This window comes from Pseudomonas xionganensis (assembly GCF_009763245.1).
Lineage (GTDB): Bacteria > Pseudomonadota > Gammaproteobacteria > Pseudomonadales > Pseudomonadaceae > Aquipseudomonas > Aquipseudomonas xionganensis.
This window is the reverse complement of record NZ_WKJZ01000002.1, coordinates 444,685-468,176: the sequence shown is the minus strand read 5'-3', so window position 1 is coordinate 468,176 and position 23,492 is coordinate 444,685. Positions and strand designations below refer to the sequence as shown.

The 23,492-nt window shown below is 65.1% G+C and carries 19 protein-coding genes; 10 read left to right on the top strand and 9 right to left on the bottom strand.

Annotated elements, in window-relative coordinates; all coding sequences use genetic code 11:
• Positions 1-287 precede the first annotated feature (287 nt).
• Entirely contained in the window at positions 288-2,795 is a 2,508-nt protein-coding gene (locus GJV18_RS14770) for a LuxR C-terminal-related transcriptional regulator (RefSeq protein ID WP_160346910.1), read from the top strand.
• Positions 2,796-2,930: 135 nt separating this feature from the next.
• Here the strand turns inward: GJV18_RS14770 and GJV18_RS14765 are convergent, their stop codons facing one another.
• Positions 2,931-3,734, bottom strand: coding sequence for a SirB1 family protein (locus GJV18_RS14765; RefSeq protein WP_160346908.1), 804 nt, complete (start codon positions 3,732-3,734; stop codon positions 2,931-2,933).
• A gap of 108 nt (positions 3,735-3,842) precedes the next feature.
• Between GJV18_RS14765 and GJV18_RS14760 the strand changes: the two genes are divergently transcribed.
• The 4 genes from GJV18_RS14760 (at position 3,843) to GJV18_RS14745 (ending at position 8,271) form a co-directional block, all read left to right on the top strand.
• Entirely contained in the window at positions 3,843-4,865 is a 1,023-nt protein-coding gene (locus GJV18_RS14760; RefSeq protein WP_160346906.1) for a Leu/Phe/Val dehydrogenase, read from the top strand.
• 78 nt (positions 4,866-4,943) lie between these two features.
• On the top strand, positions 4,944-6,035 hold the full coding sequence (gene pdhA, locus GJV18_RS14755) for a pyruvate dehydrogenase (acetyl-transferring) E1 component subunit alpha (protein WP_160346904.1): 1,092 nt from the start codon (positions 4,944-4,946) through the stop codon (positions 6,033-6,035).
• Positions 6,028-7,014 (top strand): alpha-ketoacid dehydrogenase subunit beta, encoded by a 987-nt coding sequence (locus GJV18_RS14750; protein WP_160346902.1) that lies wholly within the window; start codon positions 6,028-6,030, stop codon positions 7,012-7,014. The genes pdhA and GJV18_RS14750 overlap by 8 nt, the downstream gene beginning before the upstream one ends.
• A gap of 147 nt (positions 7,015-7,161) precedes the next feature.
• Positions 7,162-8,271 (top strand): dihydrolipoamide acetyltransferase family protein, encoded by a 1,110-nt coding sequence (locus tag GJV18_RS14745; protein ID WP_160346900.1) that lies wholly within the window; start codon positions 7,162-7,164, stop codon positions 8,269-8,271.
• A gap of 138 nt (positions 8,272-8,409) precedes the next feature.
• Here GJV18_RS14745 and GJV18_RS14740 read toward each other — a convergent pair whose 3' ends face one another.
• From GJV18_RS14740 to arsB, 7 genes are all read right to left on the bottom strand, one after another.
• Positions 8,410-8,670 (bottom strand): YebG family protein, encoded by a 261-nt coding sequence (locus tag GJV18_RS14740; protein WP_160346898.1) that lies wholly within the window; start codon positions 8,668-8,670, stop codon positions 8,410-8,412.
• A 199-nt stretch (positions 8,671-8,869) separates the two neighbouring features.
• Complete coding sequence (locus tag GJV18_RS14735) at positions 8,870-11,506, bottom strand: DEAD/DEAH box helicase (RefSeq protein ID WP_160346896.1); 2,637 nt, start codon at positions 11,504-11,506, stop codon at positions 8,870-8,872.
• Between the two features lie 99 nt (positions 11,507-11,605).
• The gene (locus tag GJV18_RS14730; protein WP_160346894.1) at positions 11,606-12,481 is read right to left on the bottom strand and encodes a helix-turn-helix domain-containing protein; all 876 of its coding nucleotides are present in this window, start codon (positions 12,479-12,481) and stop codon (positions 11,606-11,608) included.
• A gap of 87 nt (positions 12,482-12,568) precedes the next feature.
• Positions 12,569-13,441, bottom strand: coding sequence for a cation transporter (locus GJV18_RS14725; RefSeq protein ID WP_178113458.1), 873 nt, complete (start codon positions 13,439-13,441; stop codon positions 12,569-12,571).
• Between the two features lie 63 nt (positions 13,442-13,504).
• Entirely contained in the window at positions 13,505-13,738 is a 234-nt protein-coding gene (locus tag GJV18_RS14720; protein WP_160346892.1) for a thioredoxin family protein, read from the bottom strand.
• 15 nt (positions 13,739-13,753) lie between these two features.
• Positions 13,754-14,758 (bottom strand): permease, encoded by a 1,005-nt coding sequence (locus tag GJV18_RS14715; protein WP_160346890.1) that lies wholly within the window; start codon positions 14,756-14,758, stop codon positions 13,754-13,756.
• Between the two features lie 9 nt (positions 14,759-14,767).
• Complete coding sequence (gene arsB, locus GJV18_RS14710; RefSeq protein WP_160346888.1) at positions 14,768-15,844, bottom strand: ACR3 family arsenite efflux transporter; 1,077 nt, start codon at positions 15,842-15,844, stop codon at positions 14,768-14,770.
• A gap of 141 nt (positions 15,845-15,985) precedes the next feature.
• On the opposite strand from arsB, the gene GJV18_RS14705 reads away from it, so the two are divergent.
• From GJV18_RS14705 to GJV18_RS14685, 5 genes are all read left to right on the top strand, one after another.
• The gene (locus GJV18_RS14705) at positions 15,986-16,759 is read left to right on the top strand and encodes a metalloregulator ArsR/SmtB family transcription factor (protein ID WP_160346886.1); all 774 of its coding nucleotides are present in this window, start codon (positions 15,986-15,988) and stop codon (positions 16,757-16,759) included.
• Positions 16,760-16,777: 18 nt separating this feature from the next.
• Complete coding sequence (locus GJV18_RS14700) at positions 16,778-17,110, top strand: YnfA family protein (RefSeq protein WP_325065260.1); 333 nt, start codon at positions 16,778-16,780, stop codon at positions 17,108-17,110.
• Positions 17,111-17,134: 24 nt separating this feature from the next.
• On the top strand, positions 17,135-18,139 hold the full coding sequence (locus tag GJV18_RS14695; RefSeq protein ID WP_160346882.1) for an ArsJ-associated glyceraldehyde-3-phosphate dehydrogenase: 1,005 nt from the start codon (positions 17,135-17,137) through the stop codon (positions 18,137-18,139).
• Positions 18,140-18,348: 209 nt separating this feature from the next.
• On the top strand, positions 18,349-19,575 hold the full coding sequence (gene arsJ / locus GJV18_RS14690) for an organoarsenical effux MFS transporter ArsJ (protein WP_160346880.1): 1,227 nt from the start codon (positions 18,349-18,351) through the stop codon (positions 19,573-19,575).
• A 74-nt stretch (positions 19,576-19,649) separates the two neighbouring features.
• Positions 19,650-20,546, top strand: a complete 897-nt coding sequence (locus tag GJV18_RS14685) for a DMT family transporter (protein ID WP_160346878.1) — start codon at positions 19,650-19,652, stop codon at positions 20,544-20,546.
• A gap of 377 nt (positions 20,547-20,923) precedes the next feature.
• Here the strand turns inward: GJV18_RS14685 and GJV18_RS14680 are convergent, their stop codons facing one another.
• On the bottom strand, positions 20,924-23,293 hold the full coding sequence (locus tag GJV18_RS14680) for a DNA polymerase II (RefSeq protein WP_160346876.1): 2,370 nt from the start codon (positions 23,291-23,293) through the stop codon (positions 20,924-20,926).
• Positions 23,294-23,492 lie beyond the last annotated feature (199 nt).

The window sequence follows — 23,492 nt, the reverse complement described above, 5'->3', positions numbered from 1 at the left end:
CAAGGCTGCGTCATAGCTGCGCAATCCGATAGCCACCCTTCTTCCGCCCTTTTCGGCTATCGGATTTTTTTATCCCTTATGCAGACTGTCCGACTGCATATTCGACCCGCGCCACGCGGGTCTTTTTTTGCCTGCTGCACCGCTTCTGTTCCCCGCACGCGGGTATCGGCCAGGGGTGATGAGCGGGGCGCTCTTATGGCGGAGTATCAGCGCCGCGCATACAGCTACAGCCTCCAGGCAGGGCGCGCTAGTCTGCGGGTATAACGATAAAAACCCCACGAGCCGCCATGAACGCTTGCGCGTTATCCCCGCTGCAGATTCCGGCACATTGCCTGCGTCTGCCGGCGCGGCACCTGCCCAGAGATGCATTGCGCACGCTGTTGCTGTCGCGCAGCTACCGGCTGCGCCTGCTGGCCGCGCCGGCCGGGTTTGGCAAGTCGGTGCTGCTGGCCGAGTGCGCACGGGCCTGTCCGGCTGATTGCCTGGTGCTGGGGCTGGATCTGGGTGGGCGGGCGCTGGCAGCGTCCGAGTTGCATGGCCAGCTGGCGCAGATGCTGGGCTATGGGGAGGGGCTGGATGAAGCGCAATTGCTGCAGCGCTTGAGCCTGGACGAGCGGCACCTGTGGCTGATGCTCGATGACTTTCCCCGCGCGCCGGATGCCGCCTTCGATGCCTGCATGGAGCGCCTGCTGCGCGCCTCGGCGCCGTCGCACCAGTGGTGGCTGGCCGGCCGGCGGCGACCGGCCTGTAATCTGCCGCGTCTGTTGCTTGAAGGTGAGCTTCTGGAGCTGGGCGTTGCCGAGTTGAGCCTGAGCCGCGAGGAACTGGGCGTCTGGTTGCAGCAGGACGGCACGCTGGCACCAGCCCTGGACGCGCTTTATCAGCAGACCGCCGGCTGGATCGCTGCCGCGCGCCTGCTCAGTCTGGGCGCCGAGTTGCCCACGCGTCTGGGCGGTGAGGCCGATGCCCTGCTGAGCGACTATCTGGAACATGAGGTCTTCGCGGCCTTGCCCGGCGAGTTGCGTCAGGCACTGTGTCAACTGGCCCATATTCCCCGTTTCAATGCCGCGCTCTGTGAGCATCTGCTGGGCGTGGGAGAGGGCGCGGCTTGGCTGCAGGCGCTGCGCGAGCGTGGTCTGTTTATCCAGCCCCTGGCCGAGGGCGGCTGGTTCAGCCTGTTTGCGCCCCTGGCCCGCTGGCTGCGCGATACCCGCAGCCCTCAGGGCACGTGCCGCTTGCACCTGCAGGCCAGTCAGTGGTTCGCCAGCCAGGGCGATATCCCGGCGGCCCTGGAGCATGCCCTGCAGGCGCGGCAGCCGGAGGTGGCCGCCAGCTTTCTGGAGCGTTTTGCCGAAGAACAGCTGCTGCAGGGCCAGGACCTGCCCCTGTTGCTGCGCTGGTGTGATGAGCTGCCGGCCAGTTTGCTGGGCAGTACGCCGCGGCTGATTCTGCTCAACGCCTGGGTCTTGCTGCTGGCCGGGCGTCTGGATGAGGCACGCAGTTGTGTCGATCAGTTGAGCAAGTTTCAACCGCGCAGCGATGGGCCGCGTAGCCTGGAGCTGTTCGCCCAGTGGCAAGCCATTCAGGGTATCGCCGCCTATGGCCGTGGCTGCGCCCTGGACAGCCGCGAACAACTGCAGGCCGCCCTGGCCGGTTTGCCGGCCAGTGCCTGGGCCCAGGCCCTGCTGTGCCGCTCGATCCTGACCCAGGTGGCGATTGGCGAGGGCGACCTGGGCCTGGCCCAGCAGCTGAGCTGCGAGGCGTTGAAGCAGGCCCGCTTGCAAGGCAGCCCGGTATTCGAGGCCCTGCTGGAGCTGGATCATGCTCTGCTGCTGGAGGCTCGCGGTGAGTTGATCCGCGCCGAGGCCCTGCTGCAGCGCGTGCTCACCCAGGCCGATGACGAACTCTTGCGTCAGACCCTGGTGTATGCGCGCCTGCAGTTGCGCCTCGGACGCCTGGCCCAGCGCCAGGGGCGTGCTCAGGAGGCCGAGGCCCTGTTGCGTGAGGGCCTGCAGCTGGCGTGTTGCAATCAGGATCCCAGTGCCTTCCATGGTTATCTCGGCCTGGCCGAGCTGGCTGCCGGGCAGAACGATCTGGCCCAGGCGTTTGCCCTGCTGGCCGAGGGCGAGCGTCTGATGCAGCGTCAGCGGGTGGCGGAAACCCTGTATCGCGGCCCATTGCTGCTGGCCAGCAGCTGCCTGGGGCTGCGTCAGGGCCATGTCGAGCGGGCCCGGGAGGCTTCGACCCGGGTGCTGGCCTATGCCCGCCGGGTGCGGCAGATGCTGCCGCCGCCCAACTGCCCGGAGATGATTGCGCGCTTTCAGGCCCTGCTGCTGCGCCTGGATCTGCAGCAGGGGCGGGATGTGCGCCTGGCGCTGCAACAGCTGCTGGAGCAGGCGCGCAGCCAGGGGCGCCAGATTTTGCTCAGCGATCTGCTGCAGCTGCAGGCTCAGGCCTGTGCGGCCCAGGGGGATCAGGCTGGCGCCGCCCAGGCGCGTCAGGCCGGCCAGGCGCTGGCCCGGCAGCTCAACTACCAGTGCCCCTGGTTTGCCGAGGGCGAGCGACCGGTCAAGCCCGGGCAGGGCATGGCCGCAGCAGGCGCGGTGCAACTCAGCAGCCGTGAATTGGCGGTGCTGGGCCTGATCGCCCAGGGCCTATCCAATCAGGAAGTGGCCGAGCGGCTGTTTATCTCCCTGCACACGGTCAAGACCCATGCCCGCCGCATCAACGGCAAACTGGGGGTGGCCCGGCGTACCCAGGCGGTGGCCCAGGCCAAGGCCTTGGGGCTTCTTTAACCTATGTACCTAGGGTCGGAGATAATGGCGCTATTGGTAACGGTCGTCATGTGTAGGGTGCGCTATGCGCACCACCTTTGGCAGCGTAATAGCGGTGCGCACGGCGCACCCTGCAGATCCAGTCCGGCTTAAACCTCAATGCAGTGCCGGGCTATCGCTTAATCGCTGCAGGCGCTGACTGAGCTGCAAACGCTGAGCGGGGTCTTCGCACAGCAGCAGGGCGTGCTGCAGATCGAAGCGTTCGCCCTGGGGGCAATCCAGCTGCTGGTAGAGATCGGCCCGGGCCAGGTGATCGTGCAGGTTGGCCGGGCCCAGTTGCAGCACCCGTTCGGCATCCTTGAGCGCGGCCAACGGCTCATCGGCTTGCTGGTGCAGCTGGCGCAGGTTGCGTGACAGGCGCTGGAGCATGGCGCGGGCGTCGCAGGCCAGCAGATGGCTGGCACTGAGCTGGGCCGTGCGGCCCTGGTACAGCTGCAGCAGCTCACGGCAGTCCTGGGCATACAAGCGGCGTCCGCTGCAGGGGTCGAGCTGATGGTCGGCCCCGGGTACGCGCAACAGAAAGCGTCCGGGGAAGTTCACCCCCTGCAGGGCGATACCCAGACGCCGGGCCAGTTCCAGGGCGAGCAGGGCCAGGCTCAGGGGCTGGCCGCGCCGGCGTTGCAGCAGCTGATGCAGCAGAGCGGCGCGTGGCCGCAGGGGCAGGCTGTCGTCCTCATGGAAGTCCAGTTCGTTGAGGCGGCGCAGCAGGGCCTGGGCCAGCTCCCGCTCGGGCAGATCGACCAGGCCGGCGCGCACCTGCAGCAGCAGGCTGTCCAGCTCGGCCAGGGCCTGGGCCGGTTGCAGTTGCGGATCGTGCTCGGCGGCAATCCACAGGGCCGCCTCGAACAGGGCGGGTGGTTGTCGATCCAGGCAGGCGAGGCAGGCGGCGCGTGGGTTCATGGATCTGTTGTAGTCAAGGCTGGCCCGCTCGTCCAGCGCCGACCGCTGGCGGCATGCTCCGGTGTGCCTTGCCTATACTCAGAGGCAAATCAGTACGGGAGCCACAGCATGTTCGCCATGATGGAAACCACCCGGCTGGAGTCCCTGCACTTCGCCCAGGATCCGCAGACCGGCCTCAAGGCCATTATCGCCATCCACAACAGCCGCCTGGGGCCGGCCCTGGGTGGCTGCCGCTATATCAGCTATCCGGACGAGCAGAGTGCCATCGAGGACGCCCTGCGCCTGGCCAAGGGCATGAGCTACAAGGCGGCGCTGGCCGGTGTGGCCCAGGGCGGCGGCAAGGCGGTGATCATGCGCCCGGCCCATGTGGACAACCGTGGCGCCCTGTTCGAGGCTTTCGGCCGTTTTATCGAGACCCTGAACGGCCACTACATCACCGCCATGGACAGCGGCACCTCCAGCGCCGACATGGACTGCATCGCCCAGCATACCCAGCATGTCACCAGCACCACGGCCGAGGGCGACCCCTCGCCGCATACCGCCATGGGCGTGTTCGCCGGAATTCGCGCCACGGCCATGGCACGCCTGGGCAGCGACAATCTGGAGGGGCTGCGGGTCGCCATCCAGGGCCTGGGCAATGTCGGCTATGCCCTGGCCGAGCAACTGCATGCGGCTGGCGCCGAACTGCTGGTCAGCGACCTGGACGAAGGCCGGGTGCAACTGGCGATGGAGCAGCTGGGTGCCCATCCGGTGGCCCGCGAGGCGCTGCTTGAAACGCCCTGCGACATCCTCGTGCCCTGTGGCCTGGGCGGCGTGCTCAATAGCCAGTCGGTGCTGCAACTGCGCTGTGCGGCGGTGGCCGGAGCGGCCAACAACCAGCTGGCCAGCAGCGATGTGGCCGACACCCTGCAGGCTCGCGGCATCCTCTATGCCCCGGATTATGTGATCAATGCCGGTGGCCTGATCTATGTGGCGCTGCGCCATCGCGGCGAAAGCCTGGTGGCCATTACCAGCCACCTGACCCAGATCAGCCGGCGCCTGACCGAGATCTACGCCCACGCCCAGGCCGACAAACGCCCGCCCTCGCGGGTCGCCGATGATCTGGCCGAGCGTCTGCTATACGGGCCTTGAGCTTCACCGCACTGAAACCCCTGCGGGCCACAAGCCTGCAGCTCAGTGGACATCCACAAGATGTCGAGGAGTATGACCATGCCAGACACTTTGAACCTGCCCTATACCCGCCTGCTCGACCCCCAGGGCCGCCCGGTGGCCGAGCTGCCGGCCTGGGCCACTGATCCCGAACTCTTGCTGCGCCTGTACCGGCAGATGGTGCTGACCCGCCTGTTCGACCAGAAGGCCGTGGCTCTGCAACGCACCGGGCGCATCGGCACCTATGCGCCGACCCTGGGCCAGGAGGCCATCGGCGTGGCCATCGGCGCGCTGATGCAGCGCGAAGACGTGCTGGTGCCCTATTACCGCGACACCGCCGTGCAAGTGATGCGTGGGGTAAGGATGGAGGAAATCCTCCTGTACTGGGGCGGCGATGAGCGCGGCAGCGCCTATGTCGATGCGGCGGTGGCCGAGGACTTTCCCCTCTGTGTGCCCATCGCCACCCAGGCCCTGCATGCCTGTGGGGTGGCCAGTGCGTTCAAGATCCGTGGCCAGCACCGGGTGGCGGTGACCACCTGCGGCGACGGTGCCACCAGCAAGGGCGATTTTCTCGAAGCGCTGAACGTGGCCGGCGCCTGGCAGTTGCCCGTGGTCTTCGTGGTCAACAACAACCAGTGGGCCATTTCGGTGCCGCGGCGTATCCAGTGTGGCGCGCCGACCCTGGCGCAGAAGGCCATCGGCGCGGGGTTTGCCGGTGAGCAGGTCGACGGTAACGACGTGCTGGCCCTCTATGCGCGAATGCAGGCGGCCCTGGAGCGTGCCCGTCACGGCAAGGGGCCGGTGCTGCTGGAGTGCCTGAGCTATCGCCTGGGCGATCACACCACGGCCGACGATGCCACCCGCTACCGCAGCAGCGAAGAGGTCAAGCAGGCCTGGCAGGAGGAGCCGATCAAGCGCCTGCAGGCCTTTATGGCCAGCCAGGGGCTGTGGGACGAGGGCCGCGAGCAGGCGCTGATCGCCGAGTGCCAGGCCCAGGTGCAGCAGGCGGTGGAGGCCTTCGAGGCGGTGACCGAGCCACCCGCCGAGGCGGCCCTTGAGTATGTCTACGCGCAGTGGCCGGCGGCCCTGGCCGAGCAGCGCGAGATGCTGCGTGAACGCGCCGAGCGGCGCCGGGAGGCCAGCCATGAGTGAGAAAAAGGCCAGCCTGCTGGAGGCGATCAATCTGGCCCTGCATCGGGCCATGTATGAGGACGAGAATGTCGTGGCGCTGGGCGAGGATATTGGCGTCAACGGCGGGGTGTTTCGCGCCACCGCCGGGCTGCGCGAGGCCTTTGGCATCAAGCGGGTGATCGACACACCGCTGGCGGAAACCATGATCGCGGGTCTTGCGGTGGGGATGGCCGCCCAGGGCCTGAAACCGGTGATGGAAATCCAGTTTCTGGGTTTTATCTATGCCGCCATGGAGCATCTGGTCAGTCACGCCAGCCGCATGCGCAACCGCACCCGTGGCCGCCTCGGCTGCTCCATGGTGCTGCGCAGCCCCATGGGCGCCGGCATCCGCGCCCCGGAACACCACAGCGAGAGCACCGAGGCGCTGTTCGCCCATATTCCCGGTCTGCGCGTGGTCATCCCCTCGTCGCCGGCGCGGGCCTATGGCCTGTTGCTGGCGGCTATCGACGACCCCGATCCGGTGATCTTTCTCGAACCGACCCGCTTGTACCGGATGAACCCGCAAGAGTTGCACGATGACGGCAAACGCCTGCCGCTCGACAGCTGCTTTACCCTGCGTGAAGGCCGCGACCTGACCCTGATCAGCTGGGGTGCGAGCATCCATGAATGCCAGCAGGCTGCCGAGCACCTGGCCGAGCGCGGCGTGTCGGTGGAGCTGATCGATGTGGCCTGCATCAAGCCGCTGGACCTGGACACCCTGGAAGCCTCGGTGCGCAAGACCGGGCGCTGCGTGATCGTGCACGAGGCGCCAAAGAGCTGCGGCGTGGGCGCCGAGATCGCCGCCAGCCTGTATGAGCGGGCCTTGCTGGATCTGCAGGCGCCGATCCAGCGGGTCACCGCGCCGGATATCCCGCCGCCGCTGTATCGCCTGGAGGGGCTGTATATCCCTGGAGTGGACGACATAGTCGCGGCCTGCGCGGCGGTGCTGGATTACGCCTGAGCGCTGCCCTCTCCCCCGGCCCCTCTCCCGCAGGCGGGAGAGGGGAGTGTCGCGATCTGTGGAGCGCTGCAGGATGGCCCCCTCGCCCATTTATGGGAGAGGGCTGGGGAGAGGGTGGCATGGCCGGAAGTGGATCAGGAGAACGCCATGAAATATTTCAAACTGCCCGATCTGGGCGAAGGTCTGCAGGAAGCCGAGATCGTCGAGTGGCACGTCAAGGCTGGCGATGCGGTCAAGGCCGATCAATTGCTGGTGTCGGTGGAAACCGCCAAGGCCATCGTCGATATTCCCGCGCCCTATGACGGCGTGGTGACGAAAACCTTCGGCGTCGCCGGGGATCTGCTGCATGTCGGTGAGCCATTGGTGGCCTATGAGGGCGAGGCCGATGCCGGCACCGTGGTCGGTCGCCTGGAGGGTGGCGGCGGGGCACAGGCCGACCGTTTCTTTATTGGCGCCGCACCTTCTACCCGCGAGCATCTGGCGCCGCGCGCAACGCCGGCGGTGCGCCAGCTGGCGCGGCAACTGGGGGTGGATCTGGCCAGCCTGCACGGCAATGGTACGGACGGCCTGATCACCCGCGCCGATGTCGAAGCGGCCACCCAGAGCGCCCGCGACAAGTTCGGTGGCGACAAGCTGCGCGGTGTGCGGCGCAGCATGGCGATCAATATGGCGCGCTCCCACGCCGAGGTGGTGCCGGTGTTTATCGTCGGCGACGCCGACCTGCATCGCTGGGCCCAGGCGCGCGATCCGCTGGTACGCATCGCCCAGGCCATCGCCGCCGCCTGTCAGGTCGAACCGCTGCTCAACAGCTGGTTCGATGGCAAGTCGCTGTCGCTCAAGCAACATGCGCAGCTGGATCTGGGCATCGCCGTGGACACCCCGGACGGCCTGTTTGTGCCGGTGTTGAGAAATGTCGGTGCGCGCAGCGCCGAGGATCTGAAAAATGGCATGGCGCGGCTGCGCGCGGACGTCAAGGCGCGCTCCATTCCACCCCAGGAGATGATGGGTGCGACCCTGACCCTGTCGAATTTCGGCACCCTGTTCGGCCGCTACGCCAATCCCGTGATCGTGCCACCCCAGGTGGCGATCATCGGCGCGGGCGGTATTCGTGACGAGCCGGTGGCGGTGGATGGCCAGGTGGTGGTGCACCCGATACTGCCGCTGTCGTTGACCTTCGACCACCGTGCGGTCACCGGCGGTGAGGCCGCGCGATTTCTCAAGGCCCTGGTGCAGGGCCTGGAGCAGCCGGAGGGGTGATAAGCCCATAGGCCCAGGGTCTGCGTAGGGTGGATGGCGCTTTATCCATCCACCGCATCGCCAGGGTGGATGAGAACGGCGTCATCCACTCTACGGGAGGCGCGTTGGTGCAGGTGGCGCTACCCGGATCGCGGGGTGCTACTCGGCTTGGGCGTCGCCCAGCTCGCTTAAGGCATCGGGCTGGTTCTTGAAGGCCTTGGCGAAGATCTCGCGGTTCTTGGCCATAAAGATACCCAGTTCCTCGCCCTGTTGTTCGTTCAGCGAGGGTACGGCTTTCTGCAGCACATCGGTGAGCAGTTCGGCCAGCTCCAGCATCTTGTCGTGACGATCGGCTTCGGCCTTATCCATAAACAAACGCTCCAAGTTTCGGCTGCTGCGGTACACCACTTCGACGGCCATTCATCACCTCTACGCCTTCACGCTGATTGATTGAAAATTACTGGTTATTTGTACAGTTGTGGCGAGCATAAAGAACTCGCCGGAATTTGACCAGCGGCAATTGCCTGACGGGTAGGGTGCGCCATGTGCACCGGCAAGGGAAGACAGGCGGTGCGCACGGCGCACCCTACAAGGTCAACGCGGGCAATGGCGGCCGGGTTCAGTCGCTTAACGGCGCAAACAGCGCCTGCAGGTCCTCTTCACCGAGCTGCCACTGGGCCTGGCTGCCGCCTTCCAGCACGCCACGGGCCAGGCTGGCCTTGGCCTGTTGCAGCTGCTGGATCTTCTCCTCGACGCTGCCGCGGGCAATCAGCTTGTAGACGAACACCGGCTTGTCCTGGCCGATGCGATAGGCGCGGTCGCTGGCCTGGGCTTCGGCGGCCGGGTTCCACCAGGGGTCGAAGTGGATCACGGTGTCGGCGGCGGTCAGGTTCAGCCCGGCGCCGCCGGCTTTCAGGCTGATCAGAAAGATCGGCAGTGTGCCGGCCTGGAACTGCTGCACCGGGGTGCGTCGGTCCTGGGTGCTGCCGGTGAGCTTGGCGTAGGGAATATGCCGTTTGCGCAGTTCTTCCTCGATCAGGCTCAGCATGCTGGTGAACTGGGAGAACAGCAGCACCCGGCGGCCCTCGGCGAACAGTTCTTCGAGCATCTCCAACAGGCCGCTGAGCTTGCCCGAATCGGCGCTGCTCAGGCGTCCATCACTGTCTTCGCCGAGCAGACGCAGGTCGCAGCAGGCCTGGCGCAGGCGCAGCAGGGCTTCAAGAATCACGATCTGGCTGCGCGCCAGGCCCTGGCGGGCGATTTCGGCCCGGACCTTCTGGTCCATGGCCAGGCGCAGGGTTTCGTAGCGATCACGCTGTGCCGCACTCAGTTCGACCCAGTGGGTGATCTCGGTCTTGGGCGGCAGCTCGCGGGCCACTTGCTCCTTGCTACGGCGCAGCACGAAGGGTTTGATCCGTCCATTCAGATGCGCCAGGCGCTGGGCATTGCCCTGCTTTTCGATGGGCGTGCGGTAGTCGCGGAAAAAGCTTTTGCTGTCGCCGAGCCAGCCGGGCATCAGGAAGTTGAACTGGGCCCACAACTCGCCCAGGTGGTTTTCCAGCGGCGTGCCGGTCAGGCACAGGCGTTGCCCGGCCCGGATCTGCCCGGCGGCCATGGCTGCCTTGCTGCGCGGGTTCTTGATGTTCTGCGCCTCGTCGAGAATCAGCAGGCGGTAGCGCTGTGCGTTCAGCGCCTTGAGATCGCGGGGCAGCAGGGCATAGGTGGTGAGGATGATGTCGTGCTCGCCGATCTGCTTGAACAGCGCCCGGCGCTTGGGCCCGTGCAGGGCCAGGATCTTGAGCTGCGGGGTGAAGCGTGCGGCCTCGTCCTGCCAGTTGGGGATCAGGCTGGTGGGCATGACGATCAGCGCCGGCTGGGTCAGGCGCCCGGCATTTTGCTCACAGAGGATATGGGCCAGGGTCTGCAGGGTCTTGCCCAGGCCCATGTCATCGGCCAACAGTCCGCCCACTTCCAGTTCGGCCAACGCCTGCATCCAGGCCAGGCCCTGCAACTGGTAGGGGCGCAGTTCGGCCTGCAGCCCCTGTGGCACCGGGCAGCTGGCGCTGTCCAGGGCCTGCAGGCGCTGGGCAAAGTCGCGCAGTTGCACGCCGCCCTGCCAGTTGACGGCCGGGCCCTGTTGCAGCGGCGCCAGGCGTGCGGCATCCAGACGCGGCAGGCGCAGGCGCTGGCCGGCTTCATCCGGGTTGCGCAGAAACAGCTCGCCGAGGGTGGCCAGCAGTGGCTTGAGGCGGGCCAGGGGCAGGGCCACGCGCTTGTGACTGTCGGGCAGGCTGACCAGCAGCTCCTCGTCGTCCTCGCGCTTGTTCAGGGCTTCGCCATTGAGCAGCCAGGGCGTGCGACGGATAGCCTGCAAGAGAATGGGGAGGAGGCTCAGGCGCTGACCGTCGACCTCGATGCCCAGTTCCAGGTCGAACCAGCTTTGTTCGGGGTCTTCCTCGACCGTGGCATACCAGTCGTCGATTTTCGCCAGGTTGAACTGGAAGTCCGGCTGCATGCGGATCTGCCAGCCTTCCTCGCGCAGGTGCGGCAGCTGCTCGCGGACGAAACGCAACCAGGCGGCCTCGCCAGCCAGTTCATAGGCTTCGCCGGCGCTTTCCGGCAGCGCCTCGCTCTGCCTGAGCGCCACCTGCAGGCCGCTTTGCTCCAGGCGCTTGCGCAGCACGGCCTCGCTAGCCGGGTCGCGAACAATGCGCAGGCTCTGGCCAGCGCTCAGGCGCAGCACTGCGTCCTTGCTGTTCCGGCCGCTGACGCTATGGCCCTGGTAGTCGAAGGCCAGGGCCGCACGGTGCTGGGCCTGTTCCTGCATGCGCCCCTTGCGCGCATCGAAATGCACCCGCAGCAGGCTGCCCAGGCTCAGTATCGGCTGCGGCTGCACGCCCTCCAGGCGTTGTTCCTGCAGCGTCTGGCTGGGCGCAATCAGCGGCGACAGGTCGATGCCCTGTTCCTGCTGGCGCTGCAGGGTCAGCAGGGCGCCGGCCACATGCTTGCAGTTGAACCCCACCGGGCAGCTGCAGTGGCCGGTGACGCTCCAGCCCTGGCCGTAGGGGTTGAGGGTGATGCGCTGCTGGTAGGTCTGGCTGCCGGAACCGCGGCAGCTGGCCACCAGGGTGCTGCCTTTGAGGCTGAGCAGGCGGCTGCGGCCCTCGGCGGCATAGGCGCGGCCACGGCTGAGGTCACCGGCGCCGAATTCGGCGCGCCAGTCGTCCTCGCGGATATGCAGCAGGTCCAGGGCCATTAGCGGCACCTGGCAGGGCAGTCAGGGTGAGTCGGCATCGCAGTGTCACATATTCAGGGCAGCCGACGATTCTTACATAGGCCGAGCCCGGACGGGCACTCAACCGCCGAACGTCCTGCGATATTGCCCTGGCGTCACCGCAAACGTCTGGCGAAAGCGATTGCTGAAGTGACTGGCGCTGGCAAAGCCGCAGGCCAGCGCGACCTCGCCCAGGGCCAGCGGACTATGGCGCAGCAGCTGCTGGGCATGGCGCAGGCGCTGGGCCAGCACATAGCGGTGCGGCGGCAGGCCGAAGCTGAGCTGGAACATGCGGGCGAAATGGTATTCGGACAGGGCGCACAGATGCGCCAACTGGCCCAGGCTCAGGGGCTCGGCCAGGTTGGCCTGGATAAACTCGCGCACCCGGCGGCGCTGGGCGGGTGCCAGGCCGCCTTTCAGATGCAGGCCGTCAGGGCGGCCGACCTGATTGAGCAGGGCATGGCTGACCAGCTCATGGGCCAGGCTGCTGCCGAGCAGGCGCTCGCCCGGCTCGCTCCAGTCCAGGCTGGCGAGCAGACGAAAGCGTTGCGCCTGCTGGGCATCGTCGAGAAAGGTGGCCTCGCGCAGTTGCAGTTCCCGGGGCTCGCGATCGAGCAGGTGCACCGCTGCCAGGGCGAACTGCTCCTGGCTGATATACAGATGGGCCAGCTGGATATCGCCGTTGATCACCCAGGCTGACTGATGCCCGGCCGGGAGGATGCACAGCTTGTCCGGCGCGCCCTTGCTGTGCGGGCTCTCGCGGCGAAAGGTGCCGGTGCCGCCGGCCAGGTAGCAGGACAGGGTGTGATGGCTGGGCGCCTGGTACTCGCGCGCGTCATGGCGATTGCTCCACACCGCCGCCGCCAGGCCGTCGCCCAGCTCGGCACTGCGCTGCAGGCGGGCGTTGGGCGAGCTGTGCAGGCTCTGGAACACCTGGAGTTGATGGAGTGGCGGCATGGCATTGTCCTCTGCGTGTCGATGCTACCGCGCAGGCGCCTATCTGCCAGCCCCGGCCGGGCAGAAAAGCGCAAGATTGTGCAAGGCTCAAGCCTGCAGGCGCAGGATGCGCCAGGCCCCCAGCAGTACCAGCAGGCCCACCAGGCTGCCGATCAGCAGGTCCGGCCAGGCGGCGCCGGTCCACAGCACCAGGCTGCCGGCGATGATGACGCCGAGGTTGGCCAGCACGTCGTTGGCCGAGAAAATCCAGCTGGCGCGCATATGCACGCCGCCATGGCGCTGACCGTGGATCAGCATCAGGCAGGCGAGGTTGGCCAGCAGGGCGAGCAGGCCGACGCCCATCATCAGCCAGGATTGCGGCTCGCTGCCATACAGCCAGCGCCGCGCCACTTCGGCCAGCAGCAAGAGCGCCAGCAGGCCCTGTACCAGCCCGGCCAGGCGCGCTGCACCGAGCTGCCGACTGGCTGTCTGACCCACCGCCAGCAGGGCCACGCCATACACCGCCGCATCGGCGAACATATCCAGGGAGTCGGCGATCAGCCCGGCGGACTGCGCCAGCAGGCCCATGGTCAGTTCCAGGGCGAACATCAGGGCGTTGATCAGCAGCAGGGCGTGCAGCACCCGGCGTTGTGCGGCCGTATCCGCCGTGCCGGCCTGGATGCCCTGGTTGGGGCGGGTGTCGAGCAGCTCGGCGCCCAGATTGAGGCTGGCCAGGCGGGCGGCGACCGGACCAATATCCTGGTCGTGCAGCACCTGCAGCTGACGCTGGCTGAGATCGAACAGCAGCCCGCGTACCTCGCTCATGGGCTCCAGGGCAATACGCACCAGGCGTTCCTCGGCCACGCAATCCATGGCCTTGACGCGAAAGTGGCTGACCCAGGCCGCTGTGCCCTGCGCGGTTGGGTCTGATACTGGCGTGGGCGCCTGGCCGCAGCCGCTGGTGCAGTGACAGTCGCTCATCGTCTTAGCTCGGGAATGTTTCCCCGCCTCATACCCATCTATCTGGTTGCCGTATTGGACGACTCAGGCGCCAAGCAGTTTTTCCACTTCGTCGACGGTCAGCACCTTGCCGACCGACACCACCTTGTCGTCAATCGCCAGCGCGGGCGTCGACATCACGCCATGGGCGGCGATTTCGGCGAAGTCGGTGACCTTGAGCACTTGTGCCTCGCGCCCCAGATTGGCCAGCGCGGCCTGGGTGTTCTCTGTCAGGGTGATGCACTTCTTGCAGCCGGAACCGAGGATTTTGATGATCATGGCGTGCTCCATTAGTCAGATAAACAGGTAGGTGAACGCGTTGAACAGATAGCCGATCAGCACAATCCCCAGCGCGACGATGCCGAAGAACAAGGCCAGTAGCGGTGCCTTGACCACTTTCTTGAGCATGATCAGCGAGGGCAGCGACAGCGCGGTAACGGCCATCATAAAGGCCAGCGCCGTGCCCAGGCCGATGCCCTTGGCGACCAGCGCTTCGGCAATCGGCAGGGTGCCGAAGATATCGGCATACATCGGCACGCCGACCAGGGTCGCCAGTGGCGCCGACCACCAGTTTTCCTGCCCCAGCAGCGTTTCGATCCAGTCCGTCGGAATCCAGTTGTGGATGGCCGCGCCGACCCCCACGCCTATCAGGATATAGAGCCAGACCCTGCGGAAAATATCGCTGACCTGGGCCCAGGCGAACTCTGCCCGGTCACGCCGCGTCAGTTCGGTCTGGGGAATGTCGAGCACCGGGTTGTGCATGACAAAGGCTTCGACGTACCGCTCCATCTTCGCCCGGCCGATCAGCGTGCCGCCCAGCACCGCCAGCACCAGGCCGATCAGCACGTAGGCGATGGCAATCGACCAGTTGAAGATGCTCGCCAGCAGAATCACCGAGGCCAGGTCCACCAGCGGTGAGGAGATCAGAAAGGCAAAGGTCACCCCCAGCGGCAGGCCCGAGCTGGTGAAGCCGATAAACAGCGGGATCGACGAGCAGGAGCAGAACGGCGTGATGGTGCCGAGCAGTGCGCCAGTGAGTTTGGCCTTGAAACCACTCATGCCGCCGAGAATGCGCCGCGTGCGCTCGGGTGGAAAGTAACTCTGCACCCAGGAAATGCTGAAGATCAGCACCGCCAGCAGGATAAAGATCTTGATCACGTCATAGATAAAGAAGTGCAGACTGGCGCCCATGCGGCTGCTCATGTCCAGGCCGAAGCCGTCCTCCAGCAGCACGCGCACCAGCCAGGCCAGCCAGTCCATGCGCAGCAGTTGGTCGTTCAGCCATTTGAACAGTTCCATGGGTTTTCCTTAGCCTTGCACCTGCGTGCGCTCATACCAGCCCTTGCTGTTATTGACCATGCGCACCAGCCAGAGCATCACTGGCACCTCGATCAGTACGCCGACCACAGTGGCCAGCGCCGAGCCGGAGTTGAAGCCGTACAGCGCGATGGCCACGGCCACCGCCAGCTCGAAGAAGTTCGAGGCGCCGATCATCGCCGCCGGCCCGGCGATGTCGTGGCGCACCCTGAACTGGCGGCACATCCAGTAGCCCAGGGCGGCGATCAGCAGGGTCTGCAGCAGGATCGGCACCGCCAGCATGGCGATGATCAGCGGCTGTGCGACCAGGGTCTGACCCTGAAAGGAGAACAGCAGCACCAGGGTGGCCAGCAGGGCGAGGATGGAGAACGGCCCGATGCGTGCCAGCGTCGCCTGCAGCGCCGCATCGCCCCGACGCAGCAGGCGCGCGCGGATAAACTGGGCGATGGCCAGGGGGATGACGATATACATCACCACCGACAGCAGCAGGGTGTCCCAGGGCACCGGAATTGACGACACACCCAGCAGCAACGCGACTATGGGGGCGAAGGCGAACACCATCACCAGGTCGTTGATCGCCACCTGGGTCAGGGTGAAGTTGGCGTTGCCCTTACACAGGTTGCTCCAGACAAACACCATCGCCGTGCAAGGCGCGGCGCCCAGCAGGATCAGCCCGGCCACGTAGCTGTCGATCTGCTCGGCCGGCAGCCAGTCGGCGAATACATGACGCAGAAACAGCCAGGCCATAAAGGCCATGGTGAAGGGCTTGATCAGCCAGTTGATGCTCAGGGTCACGCCCAGGCCGGCGCGCTGCTGATAGACCTCGCCGATGGCGCCGAAGTCGATCTTCATCAGCATGGGGATGATCATCACCCAGATCAGTAGGCCCACCGGGATATTCACCTGGGCGATTTCCAATGCGCCCACGGCCTGCGCCGCCTCCGGGGCGAGCAGACCAAAGAGGGTGCCGGCGATAATGCAGAGAAACACCCAGAGCGTCAGGTAGCGCTCGAATGCCCCAAGCGGCGAGGCTGGCTGAGGGGCTGAGGTTTCAGGGCGGTGGGTCATGCTGCAATCCTCGGTTCGAGCTGCGAGTCTAGTCAGTCCAGCTGGGCGCCGTATTGATCTGGAGCAGGCACAATATGCGGTTTACAAGATATACGGATATCAATATATTCGAAAAACCGTATTTGCATGACGACCCTCGCCATGAGCCAGAAGACCCGCGTGCTGTTCCTCTGCGTGGCCAATGCCGCCCGCTCGCAGATGGCCGAAGCCCTGCTGCGCCACACCGACCCCGAACATTACGAGGCATACAGTGCCGGCACCCAGCCGGGCGAGGTGGACTCGCGTGCGCGGCTGGCCCTGGAACAGTTGGGCGTGAGCACCGAGGGCCTGCACAGCAAGCCTCTGGAAGTGTTCGATGGCCAGCAGTTCGACTATGTGATCACCCTGTGCGACAAGTCCGCCTTCGAGTGCAGCACCTTGCCGGGTGCCGGCGAATATATCGCCTGGGACTTCGAAGACCCGGCCAGCAGCCGTCAGGTCAACGCTTACCGGCACTGCCTGCAGCAGATCCACGAGCGCATCAAGATGTTCGTGCTGGTCAAGAACAAGGCGAAAGCGCCATTGCAGATGCTCGCTCCGGTGACCCTGTTCAAGTGCCTGGCCGACGATACCCGCGCCCGCATGACCCAGCTGATCGTACAGGAGGGCGAGCTGTGCGTATGCGAACTGACCGCAGCCCTGGAAGAGAGCCAGCCGAAGATCTCCCGCCATCTGGCCCAGTTGCGCAGCAGTGGCCTGCTGCAGGATCGCCGCGCCGGGCAGTGGGTCTATTACCGCCTGCATCCGCAGCTGCCTGCCTGGGTCGCCGAGACCCTGAATCAGGTGCTCAAGGCCGACGATCCGCAGCTGGCCGAGGATCGCCTGCGTTTGCATGGCATGCGTGACCGCCCCGGTCGTTCCAGCTTGTGCAACTAACCTGCCACTGCCAAGGACATCCCCATGCTCAACACCCTGGGCCTGTTTATCCTCACCGCCCTGGCCGAAATCGTCGGCTGCTACCTGCCGTATCTGTGGCTCAAGCAGGGCAAGAGCATATGGCTGCTGCTGCCGGCCGCCGCCGCGCTGGCACTGTTTGCCTGGCTGCTGACCTTGCACCCCACCGCGGCCGGGCGGGTATATGCCGCCTATGGTGGGGTCTATGTGGCCACTGCCATTGTCTGGCTATGGCTGGTGGACGGCATTCGCCCGAGCCCTTGGGACCTGCTGGGGGCGGCGGTAGCCATGCTCGGCATGGCGATCATCATGTTTGCACCGCGCAATATTTAACCCTTACAACGAGAGACTCTGTCCATGGCTATCAAGGTAGGTATCAACGGTTTCGGTCGCATCGGTCGCCTGGCCCTGCGCGCCGCCTGGCAATGGCCAGAGCTCGAATTCGTGCAGATCAACGATCCGGCCGGTGACGCCGCCACCCACGCTCACCTGCTCAACTTCGACTCGGTTCATGGCCGCTGGCAGCACGAGGCCGGCAGCGATGGCGACTGCGTGGTGATTGACGGCAAGCGCATCCAGGTCACTGCCAACAAGACCATCGCCGACACCGACTGGAGCGGCTGCGACCTGGTAATTGAGGCCAGCGGCAAGATAAAGACCGTTGCCCTGTTGCAAGGCTATCTGGACCAGGGCGTGAAACGTGTGGTGGTCTGCGCGCCGGTCAAAGAGCCGGGCGCGCTGAATATCGTCATGGGCGTCAACCAGCAGCTGTTCGACCCGGCGCAGCATCGCATCGTCACCGCGGCGTCCTGCACCACCAACTGCCTGGCCCCGGTGGTCAAGGTGATCCACGAGCACCTCGGTATCCGCCACGGCTCGATCACCACCATCCATGACCTGACCAATACCCAGAGCATCCTCGATACCCCGCACAAGGACCTGCGTCGGGCACGGGCCAGCGGCATGAGCCTGATCCCGACCAGCACCGGCTCGGCCACGGCGATTGCCGAGATCTTCCCCGAGCTGCGCGGCAAGCTCAATGGCCACGCCGTGCGCGTGCCGCTGGCCAACGCCTCGCTGACCGACTGCGTATTCGAGGTGGAGCGTGCCACCACGGTGGAGGAGGTCAACGCACTGCTGAAAGCTGCTGCCGACGGCCCGCTGGCAGGCATTCTCGGTTACGAGGAGCGGCCGCTGGTGTCCATCGACTATCGCACCGACCCGCGCTCCTCGATTATCGATGCGCTGTCGACCATGGTGGTCAACGGCACCCAGGTGAAGTTGTACGCCTGGTACGACAACGAGTGGGGCTATGCCAATCGCGCGGTGGAGCTGGCGCGGATGGTGGGCACCGCCGATTGAGCCATCGGGCGGGCAAGCCTGCGGCATGTCCGCTCGACAAACTTTGTAGGGTGGATGGCTCCTTTTTCATCCACCACTGCTGTTCGGTGGATGGGTAAAGCGTCATCCACCCTACGGTTTAAGCTGCGTGAAGTCCGCTCCCTCGCCCCTTTGGGGAGAGGGTTGGGGAGAGGGGCTAAAGACACCGCGATTGTTCAGGAAATCAGCTTATGCACGCCTTATCCCGCCTGGTTCCCGAAGTGCGCCAATACCTGCTGGTCACCGGCAACTACTGGGCCTTTACCCTCACCGACGGCGCGCTGCGCATGCTGGTGGTGCTGCATTTTCATAGACTGGGTTACACGCCGCTGCAGATTGCCGCGTTGTTTCTCTTCTATGAGATCTTCGGCGTGGTCACCAACCTGGTCGGTGGCTACCTGGGCGCGCGGCTGGGCTTGAATCGCACCATGAATATCGGCCTGGGCCTGCAGGTGGCGGCTCTGCTGATGCTCACTGTGCCAGCAGCCTGGCTGACCATCCCCTGGGTAATGGGCGCACAGGCCTTGTCCGGTATCGCCAAAGACCTGAACAAGATGAGCGCCAAGAGCTCGATCAAACTGCTGGTGCCGGACAGCCAGCAGGGCACCCTGTACAAGTGGGTGGCGATCCTCACGGGCTCGAAGAATGCGCTGAAGGGCGTGGGCTTCTTTATGGGCGGCGCGCTACTGGCGTTGCTGGGGTTCGCCGGGGCGGTGCTGGCCATGGCCGCCGTGCTGGCGCTGATCTGGCTGGCCAGCCTGATGCTGCTGAAAAAGGACCTGGGCAAGGCCAAGGCCAAACCAAAGTTTCGCGACCTGTTGTCCAAGAGCCGGGCGATCAACCTGCTTTCGGCCGCGCGGCTGTTTCTGTTCGGCGCCCGCGATGTGTGGTTTGTCGTGGCGCTGCCGGTGTACCTGTCCAGTGTGTTTGGCTGGGATTTCTGGCTGGTCGGCGGCTTTCTTGCCACCTGGGTGATTGGCTACGGCATGGTGCAGTCCTTCGCCCCGGCCATCACCGGCAAGGCCAGCGGCCGGGTGCCGGATGGTCGCGCGGCCTTTGTCTGGGCCGCGCTATTGGCCGGCGTGCCGGCGGCCATTGCCCTGGGCCTGGGTACTGAGCTGTCGGCGCAGGTGGTATTGCTCGGTGGGTTGCTGATCTTCGGCGCGCTGTTTGCGGTGAACTCCTCGCTGCACAGCTACCTGATTGTCAGCTACGCCCAGGAAGACGGTGTATCGCTGGATGTGGGTTTCTACTATATGTCCAACGCCCTGGGCCGGCTGCTTGGTACATTGCTCTCTGGCTGGGTCTATCAGGCCTATGGGTTGGCGGCATGCCTGTGGATTTCCTCGGCCTTTGTGTTGCTCGCCATGCTGATTTCCCTGGGGTTGCCCAGGCATCGGGCGCTTGGCTCACTGTAAAAAAGCGCAAGGTTATGCAAGCGCGCCAACGCTGAGCAGGCGCAGACTCTCAAGCCTCTACCGGGAGTCTGTTAATGAACCTGTCGCTCTATCTATTGACCGTACTGATCTGGGGCACCACCTGGATCGCCCTCAAGCTGCAGCTGGGCGAGGTGGCGATTGCCGCCTCCATCGCCTATCGCTTCGCCCTGGCCGCCGCCGTGCTGTTCGCCATCCTGCTGCTCAGCGGTCGCCTGCAGAAAATGGACAGGCGCGGCCAGCTGATCTGCCTGGTGCAGGGCTTGTGCCTGTTCTGCCTGAACTTCATGTGCTTCTACACCGCCAGTCAGTGGATCCCCAGCGGCCTGGTGGCGGTGATTTTCTCCACCGCGACGCTGTGGAATGCGATCAACGCGCGGCTGTTCTTCAAGCAGCAGATCGCCGTCAATGTACTGGTCGGTGGTGCTCTGGGGTTGGGCGGTCTGCTGCTGCTGTTCTGGCCGGAACTGGTCGGACATGAAACCAGCCGTGAAAGCCTGCTGGGCATTGCGTTGGCGGTGCTGGGCACCCTGTTTTTCTCTGCCGGCAATATGCTCTCCAGCCTGCAGCAGAAGAGCGGGCTCAAGCCACTTACAACCAATGCCTGGGGCATGCTGTATGGCACGCTGATGCTGGTGGCGATCTGCCTGGTCAGCGGCACGCCATTTGGCTTCGAGTGGAACAGCCGCTATATCGGCAGCCTGTTGTACCTGGCCATCCCCGGCTCGGTGATCGGCTTTACCGCCTACCTGACCCTGGTCGGGCGCATGGGTCCGCAGCGCGCGGCCTACTGCACCGTGCTGTTCCCGGTGGTGGCGCTGAATATCTCGGTGTTCGTCGAGGGCTACCAGTGGACCGCCCCGGCGCTGCTGGGCCTGGTGCTGGTGATGCTGGGTAATGTGCTGGTGTTTCGTAAACCCAAGGCGTTGCCACTGCAGGCACTGGCGCGTTAGGTCCGTGTAGGGTGGATGACGCACTTTTCATCCACCACTGGGGCCGTAAATGGTGGATGGGTAAAGCGTCATCCACCCTACAAAAGCGTTCAACGTTGCCCCATCCACCATTTGGCTCGCCACGGGCAAACGTCTTTTAGCGAGGCGTAGGGCGGACATGTCGCAGGCTTGTCCGCCAGGCACAGAGGTGGACAAGGCTTCGCCATGTTCACCCTACAAATGGATGTGGCGTTCCTGCATTTATCCGCCGAGAGAGGCGTAGGGTGGATGACGCTCTTTTCATCCACCATTGGGATCAGTTGGTGGATGGGTGAAGCGTCATCCACCCTACGAGGGCGTGGCCCGCCCATCGTCTACCCCTGCGTGTGCAAACGTCTTTAAAACAACCCCAACTGCCCACCGATCAGGGTGGCGAAATCATCCTCGACAAAGGGCAGGATGGCGTCGGCCACCGGTTGCAGTTGGCGGCTCAGGTAGTGGTCGTAGTCGATGGCGGCGTTGCGTGCTTCCAGCGGTTGTGGGCCAGCGCTGGTGATCACATAGCTGATCCAGCCGCCTCGCTGGTATTGCAGCGGGCGGCCGTGGGCGGCGTTGTATTCGTCGGCCAGGCGCGCGGCGCGCACATGGGGCGGCACGTTGCGTTCGTAATCGCTGAGCAGGCGGCGCAGGCGCTTGCGGTAGACCAGCAGCTCATCCAGTTCGCCATTCAGGGTGCGGCTGACGTAATCACGCACATAGTCCTGATAGGGCTGCCCGAGGAAGATGCGTTCGTACAGCTCGCGCTGGAATTGCTGGGCCAGCGGTGACCAGTCACTGCGCACGGTTTCCAGACCCTTGTAGACCATCTCGTGGCTGCCGTCGGGGCGTGTCACCAGGCCGGCATAACGCTTCTTGCTGCCTTCATCGGTGCCTCTGATAGTCGGCATCAGAAAGCGCCGGTAATGGGTTTCGAACTGCAGTTCCAGGGCGCTTTCCAGGCTGTACTCGTCACGCAAGTGATCGCGCCACCAGGCATTGACCTTGGCCACCAGGGCGCGGCCAATCTGCGCCGCCTCCTCTTCGCCGTGTGGGCGTTTAAGCCAGACGAAGGTGGAGTCGGTGTCGCCGTAGATCACCGCATAGCCTTCGGCCTCGATCAGGGCGCGGGTGCGGGCCATGATTTCGTGGCCGCGCAGGGTGATGGAGGAGGCCAGGCGCGTGTCGAAAAAGCGGCAACCGCTGGAGCCGAGCACGCCGTAGAAGGCGTTCATGATGATCTTCAGCGCCTGCGACAGCGGCGCGTTGTGCTCGCGCTTGGCCGCCTCGCGGCCTTGCCATACGCGCTCGACAATCGCCGGCAGGCAATGTTGGGTACGGGAGAAGCGCGCCCCGCGAAAGCCCGGCACCGAATGCGCGTCGTCCGGCTGGCGCAGGCCCTCGATCAGCCCCACCGGGTCGATCAGAAAGCTGCGGATAATCGAGGGGTAGAGGCTCTTGTAATCCAGTACCAGCACCGATTCATACAACCCCGGCTGCGATTCCATGACAAAACCGCCGGGGCTGGCTTGCGGCGGGTTGTCACCCAGGTTCGGTGCGACAAAGCCGCGGCGGTGCATCAGCGGCAGATACAGGTGCTCGAAGGCCGCCACCGAGCCGCCGTTGCGGTCGGCGGGCAGACCGGTGACGGTGGCGCGCTCCAGCAGGAAGTCGAGGATCGCGGTCTTGCCGAAGATCCGCGTCACCAGCTCGCAGTCGCGCAGGTTGTAGCGCGCCAGAGCGGGTTTGTCCTCGCGGAACATGCGGTCGATTTCGTCCATGCGCTGGTAGGGCGTGGAGATATCCTTGCCCTCGCCGAGCAGGCTTTGCGCGACGTTTTCCAGGCTAAACGAGGGGAAGCTCCAGGTTGCCGAGCGCAGCGCCTCGATGCCGTCGATGATCAAGCGGCCGGCCGCGTCGGCAAAGAAGTGACCGTTGCCGCTGCCATGTTCGCGCCACTGCATTTCGCTGCCATCGCGGCCCAAACGCAGGGGGATGGCCAGGTTGCGCGCATGTTCATGCAGCACACGCAAGTCGAACTGCACCAGGTTCCAGCCGATGATCGCGTCCGGGTCATGGGCGGCCATCCACTGGTTCAGGCATTCGAGCAGCTCGCCACGGCTGGCGCAGTACTCCAATTTAAAATCCACTGCGGGCGGCTGCTCTGGCGCGCGGCCAAGCATATAGACGTTGCGTTGGCCGCAGCCTTCGAGGGCGATGGAATACAGCTCACCAAAGGCATTGGTTTCGATATCCAGCGAGGCCAGCTTGAGCGTCGGGCGGTAATCCGAGCAGGGCTTGATCTGCGCCTCCAGCAGCAGGGCCGGATTGGCCGCATCGGGTGTGCCGGTGAACTGCACGGGGGCGGTGATAAAGCGCTCCATCAGGTAGCGCTCGGGAGGTCGCACATCGGCCTCGTACACGTCCAGGCCAGCGCGGCGCAGCTGTTTGTCGAGGTCCATCAGGCTGCGGTGCTGTTGGCAATACAGGCCGAGCACCGGGCGCAGGTGAAAGTCCTTGAGGCCCAGTGGACGTAGCTCGACGCCGCGCTCGCCCGCCAGCAGCGCCTGCGCCTGCTCGCGTTGCGCAGCCGGGATAAAGGCCACCGAACTTTGTAGCGGCAGACGCAGCAGGCGCGGACCGTTGTCGGTGGCCAACCAGAACTCCACCTGCGTGCCGGCCGGCGTATCACGCCAGTGTCGGGTCAGCAGAAAGCCCTGTTGTAACTCCACCGTTATCGCCTCAACCCGCCTGAACCTGTAGGGTGCGCCGCGCGCACCGGTATCCGGTTATTTGCAGCGGTGCGCATGGCACACCCTACTCGTTGCGGTCCAATTCTACGCGGGCTTCAATCTGTATGCCTATACAGTATTTAAGCCGCTGCCCGACGGGCACAGACAAATCGGCTATTGCGAGTAAAATGCTCGCCCT

Excerpts from the sequence above, each read along its gene's own strand:
- arsJ (WP_160346880.1), top strand. The coding sequence starts at position 18,349 with ATGCACGCCTTATCCCGCCTGGTTCCCGAAGTGCGCCAATACCTGCTG.
- GJV18_RS14720 (WP_160346892.1), bottom strand. The coding sequence starts at position 13,738 with ATGATCATCAAAATCCTCGGTTCCGGCTGCAAGAAGTGCATCACCCTG.
- GJV18_RS14715 (WP_160346890.1), bottom strand. The coding sequence starts at position 14,758 with ATGGAACTGTTCAAATGGCTGAACGACCAACTGCTGCGCATGGACTGG.
- pdhA (WP_160346904.1), top strand. The coding sequence starts at position 4,944 with ATGCCAGACACTTTGAACCTGCCCTATACCCGCCTGCTCGACCCCCAG.
- GJV18_RS14760 (WP_160346906.1), top strand. The coding sequence starts at position 3,843 with ATGTTCGCCATGATGGAAACCACCCGGCTGGAGTCCCTGCACTTCGCC.
- GJV18_RS14730 (WP_160346894.1), bottom strand. The coding sequence starts at position 12,481 with ATGCCGCCACTCCATCAACTCCAGGTGTTCCAGAGCCTGCACAGCTCG.
- GJV18_RS14695 (WP_160346882.1), top strand. The coding sequence starts at position 17,135 with ATGGCTATCAAGGTAGGTATCAACGGTTTCGGTCGCATCGGTCGCCTG.
- GJV18_RS14770 (WP_160346910.1), top strand. The coding sequence starts at position 288 with ATGAACGCTTGCGCGTTATCCCCGCTGCAGATTCCGGCACATTGCCTG.
- arsB (WP_160346888.1), bottom strand. The coding sequence starts at position 15,844 with ATGACCCACCGCCCTGAAACCTCAGCCCCTCAGCCAGCCTCGCCGCTT.
- GJV18_RS14735 (WP_160346896.1), bottom strand. The coding sequence starts at position 11,506 with ATGGCCCTGGACCTGCTGCATATCCGCGAGGACGACTGGCGCGCCGAA.
- GJV18_RS14725 (WP_178113458.1), bottom strand. The coding sequence starts at position 13,441 with ATGAGCGACTGTCACTGCACCAGCGGCTGCGGCCAGGCGCCCACGCCA.
- GJV18_RS14705 (WP_160346886.1), top strand. The coding sequence starts at position 15,986 with ATGAGCCAGAAGACCCGCGTGCTGTTCCTCTGCGTGGCCAATGCCGCC.
- GJV18_RS14740 (WP_160346898.1), bottom strand. The coding sequence starts at position 8,670 with ATGGCCGTCGAAGTGGTGTACCGCAGCAGCCGAAACTTGGAGCGTTTG.
- GJV18_RS14750 (WP_160346902.1), top strand. The coding sequence starts at position 6,028 with ATGAGTGAGAAAAAGGCCAGCCTGCTGGAGGCGATCAATCTGGCCCTG.
- GJV18_RS14745 (WP_160346900.1), top strand. The coding sequence starts at position 7,162 with ATGAAATATTTCAAACTGCCCGATCTGGGCGAAGGTCTGCAGGAAGCC.
- GJV18_RS14765 (WP_160346908.1), bottom strand. The coding sequence starts at position 3,734 with ATGAACCCACGCGCCGCCTGCCTCGCCTGCCTGGATCGACAACCACCC.
- GJV18_RS14685 (WP_160346878.1), top strand. The coding sequence starts at position 19,650 with ATGAACCTGTCGCTCTATCTATTGACCGTACTGATCTGGGGCACCACC.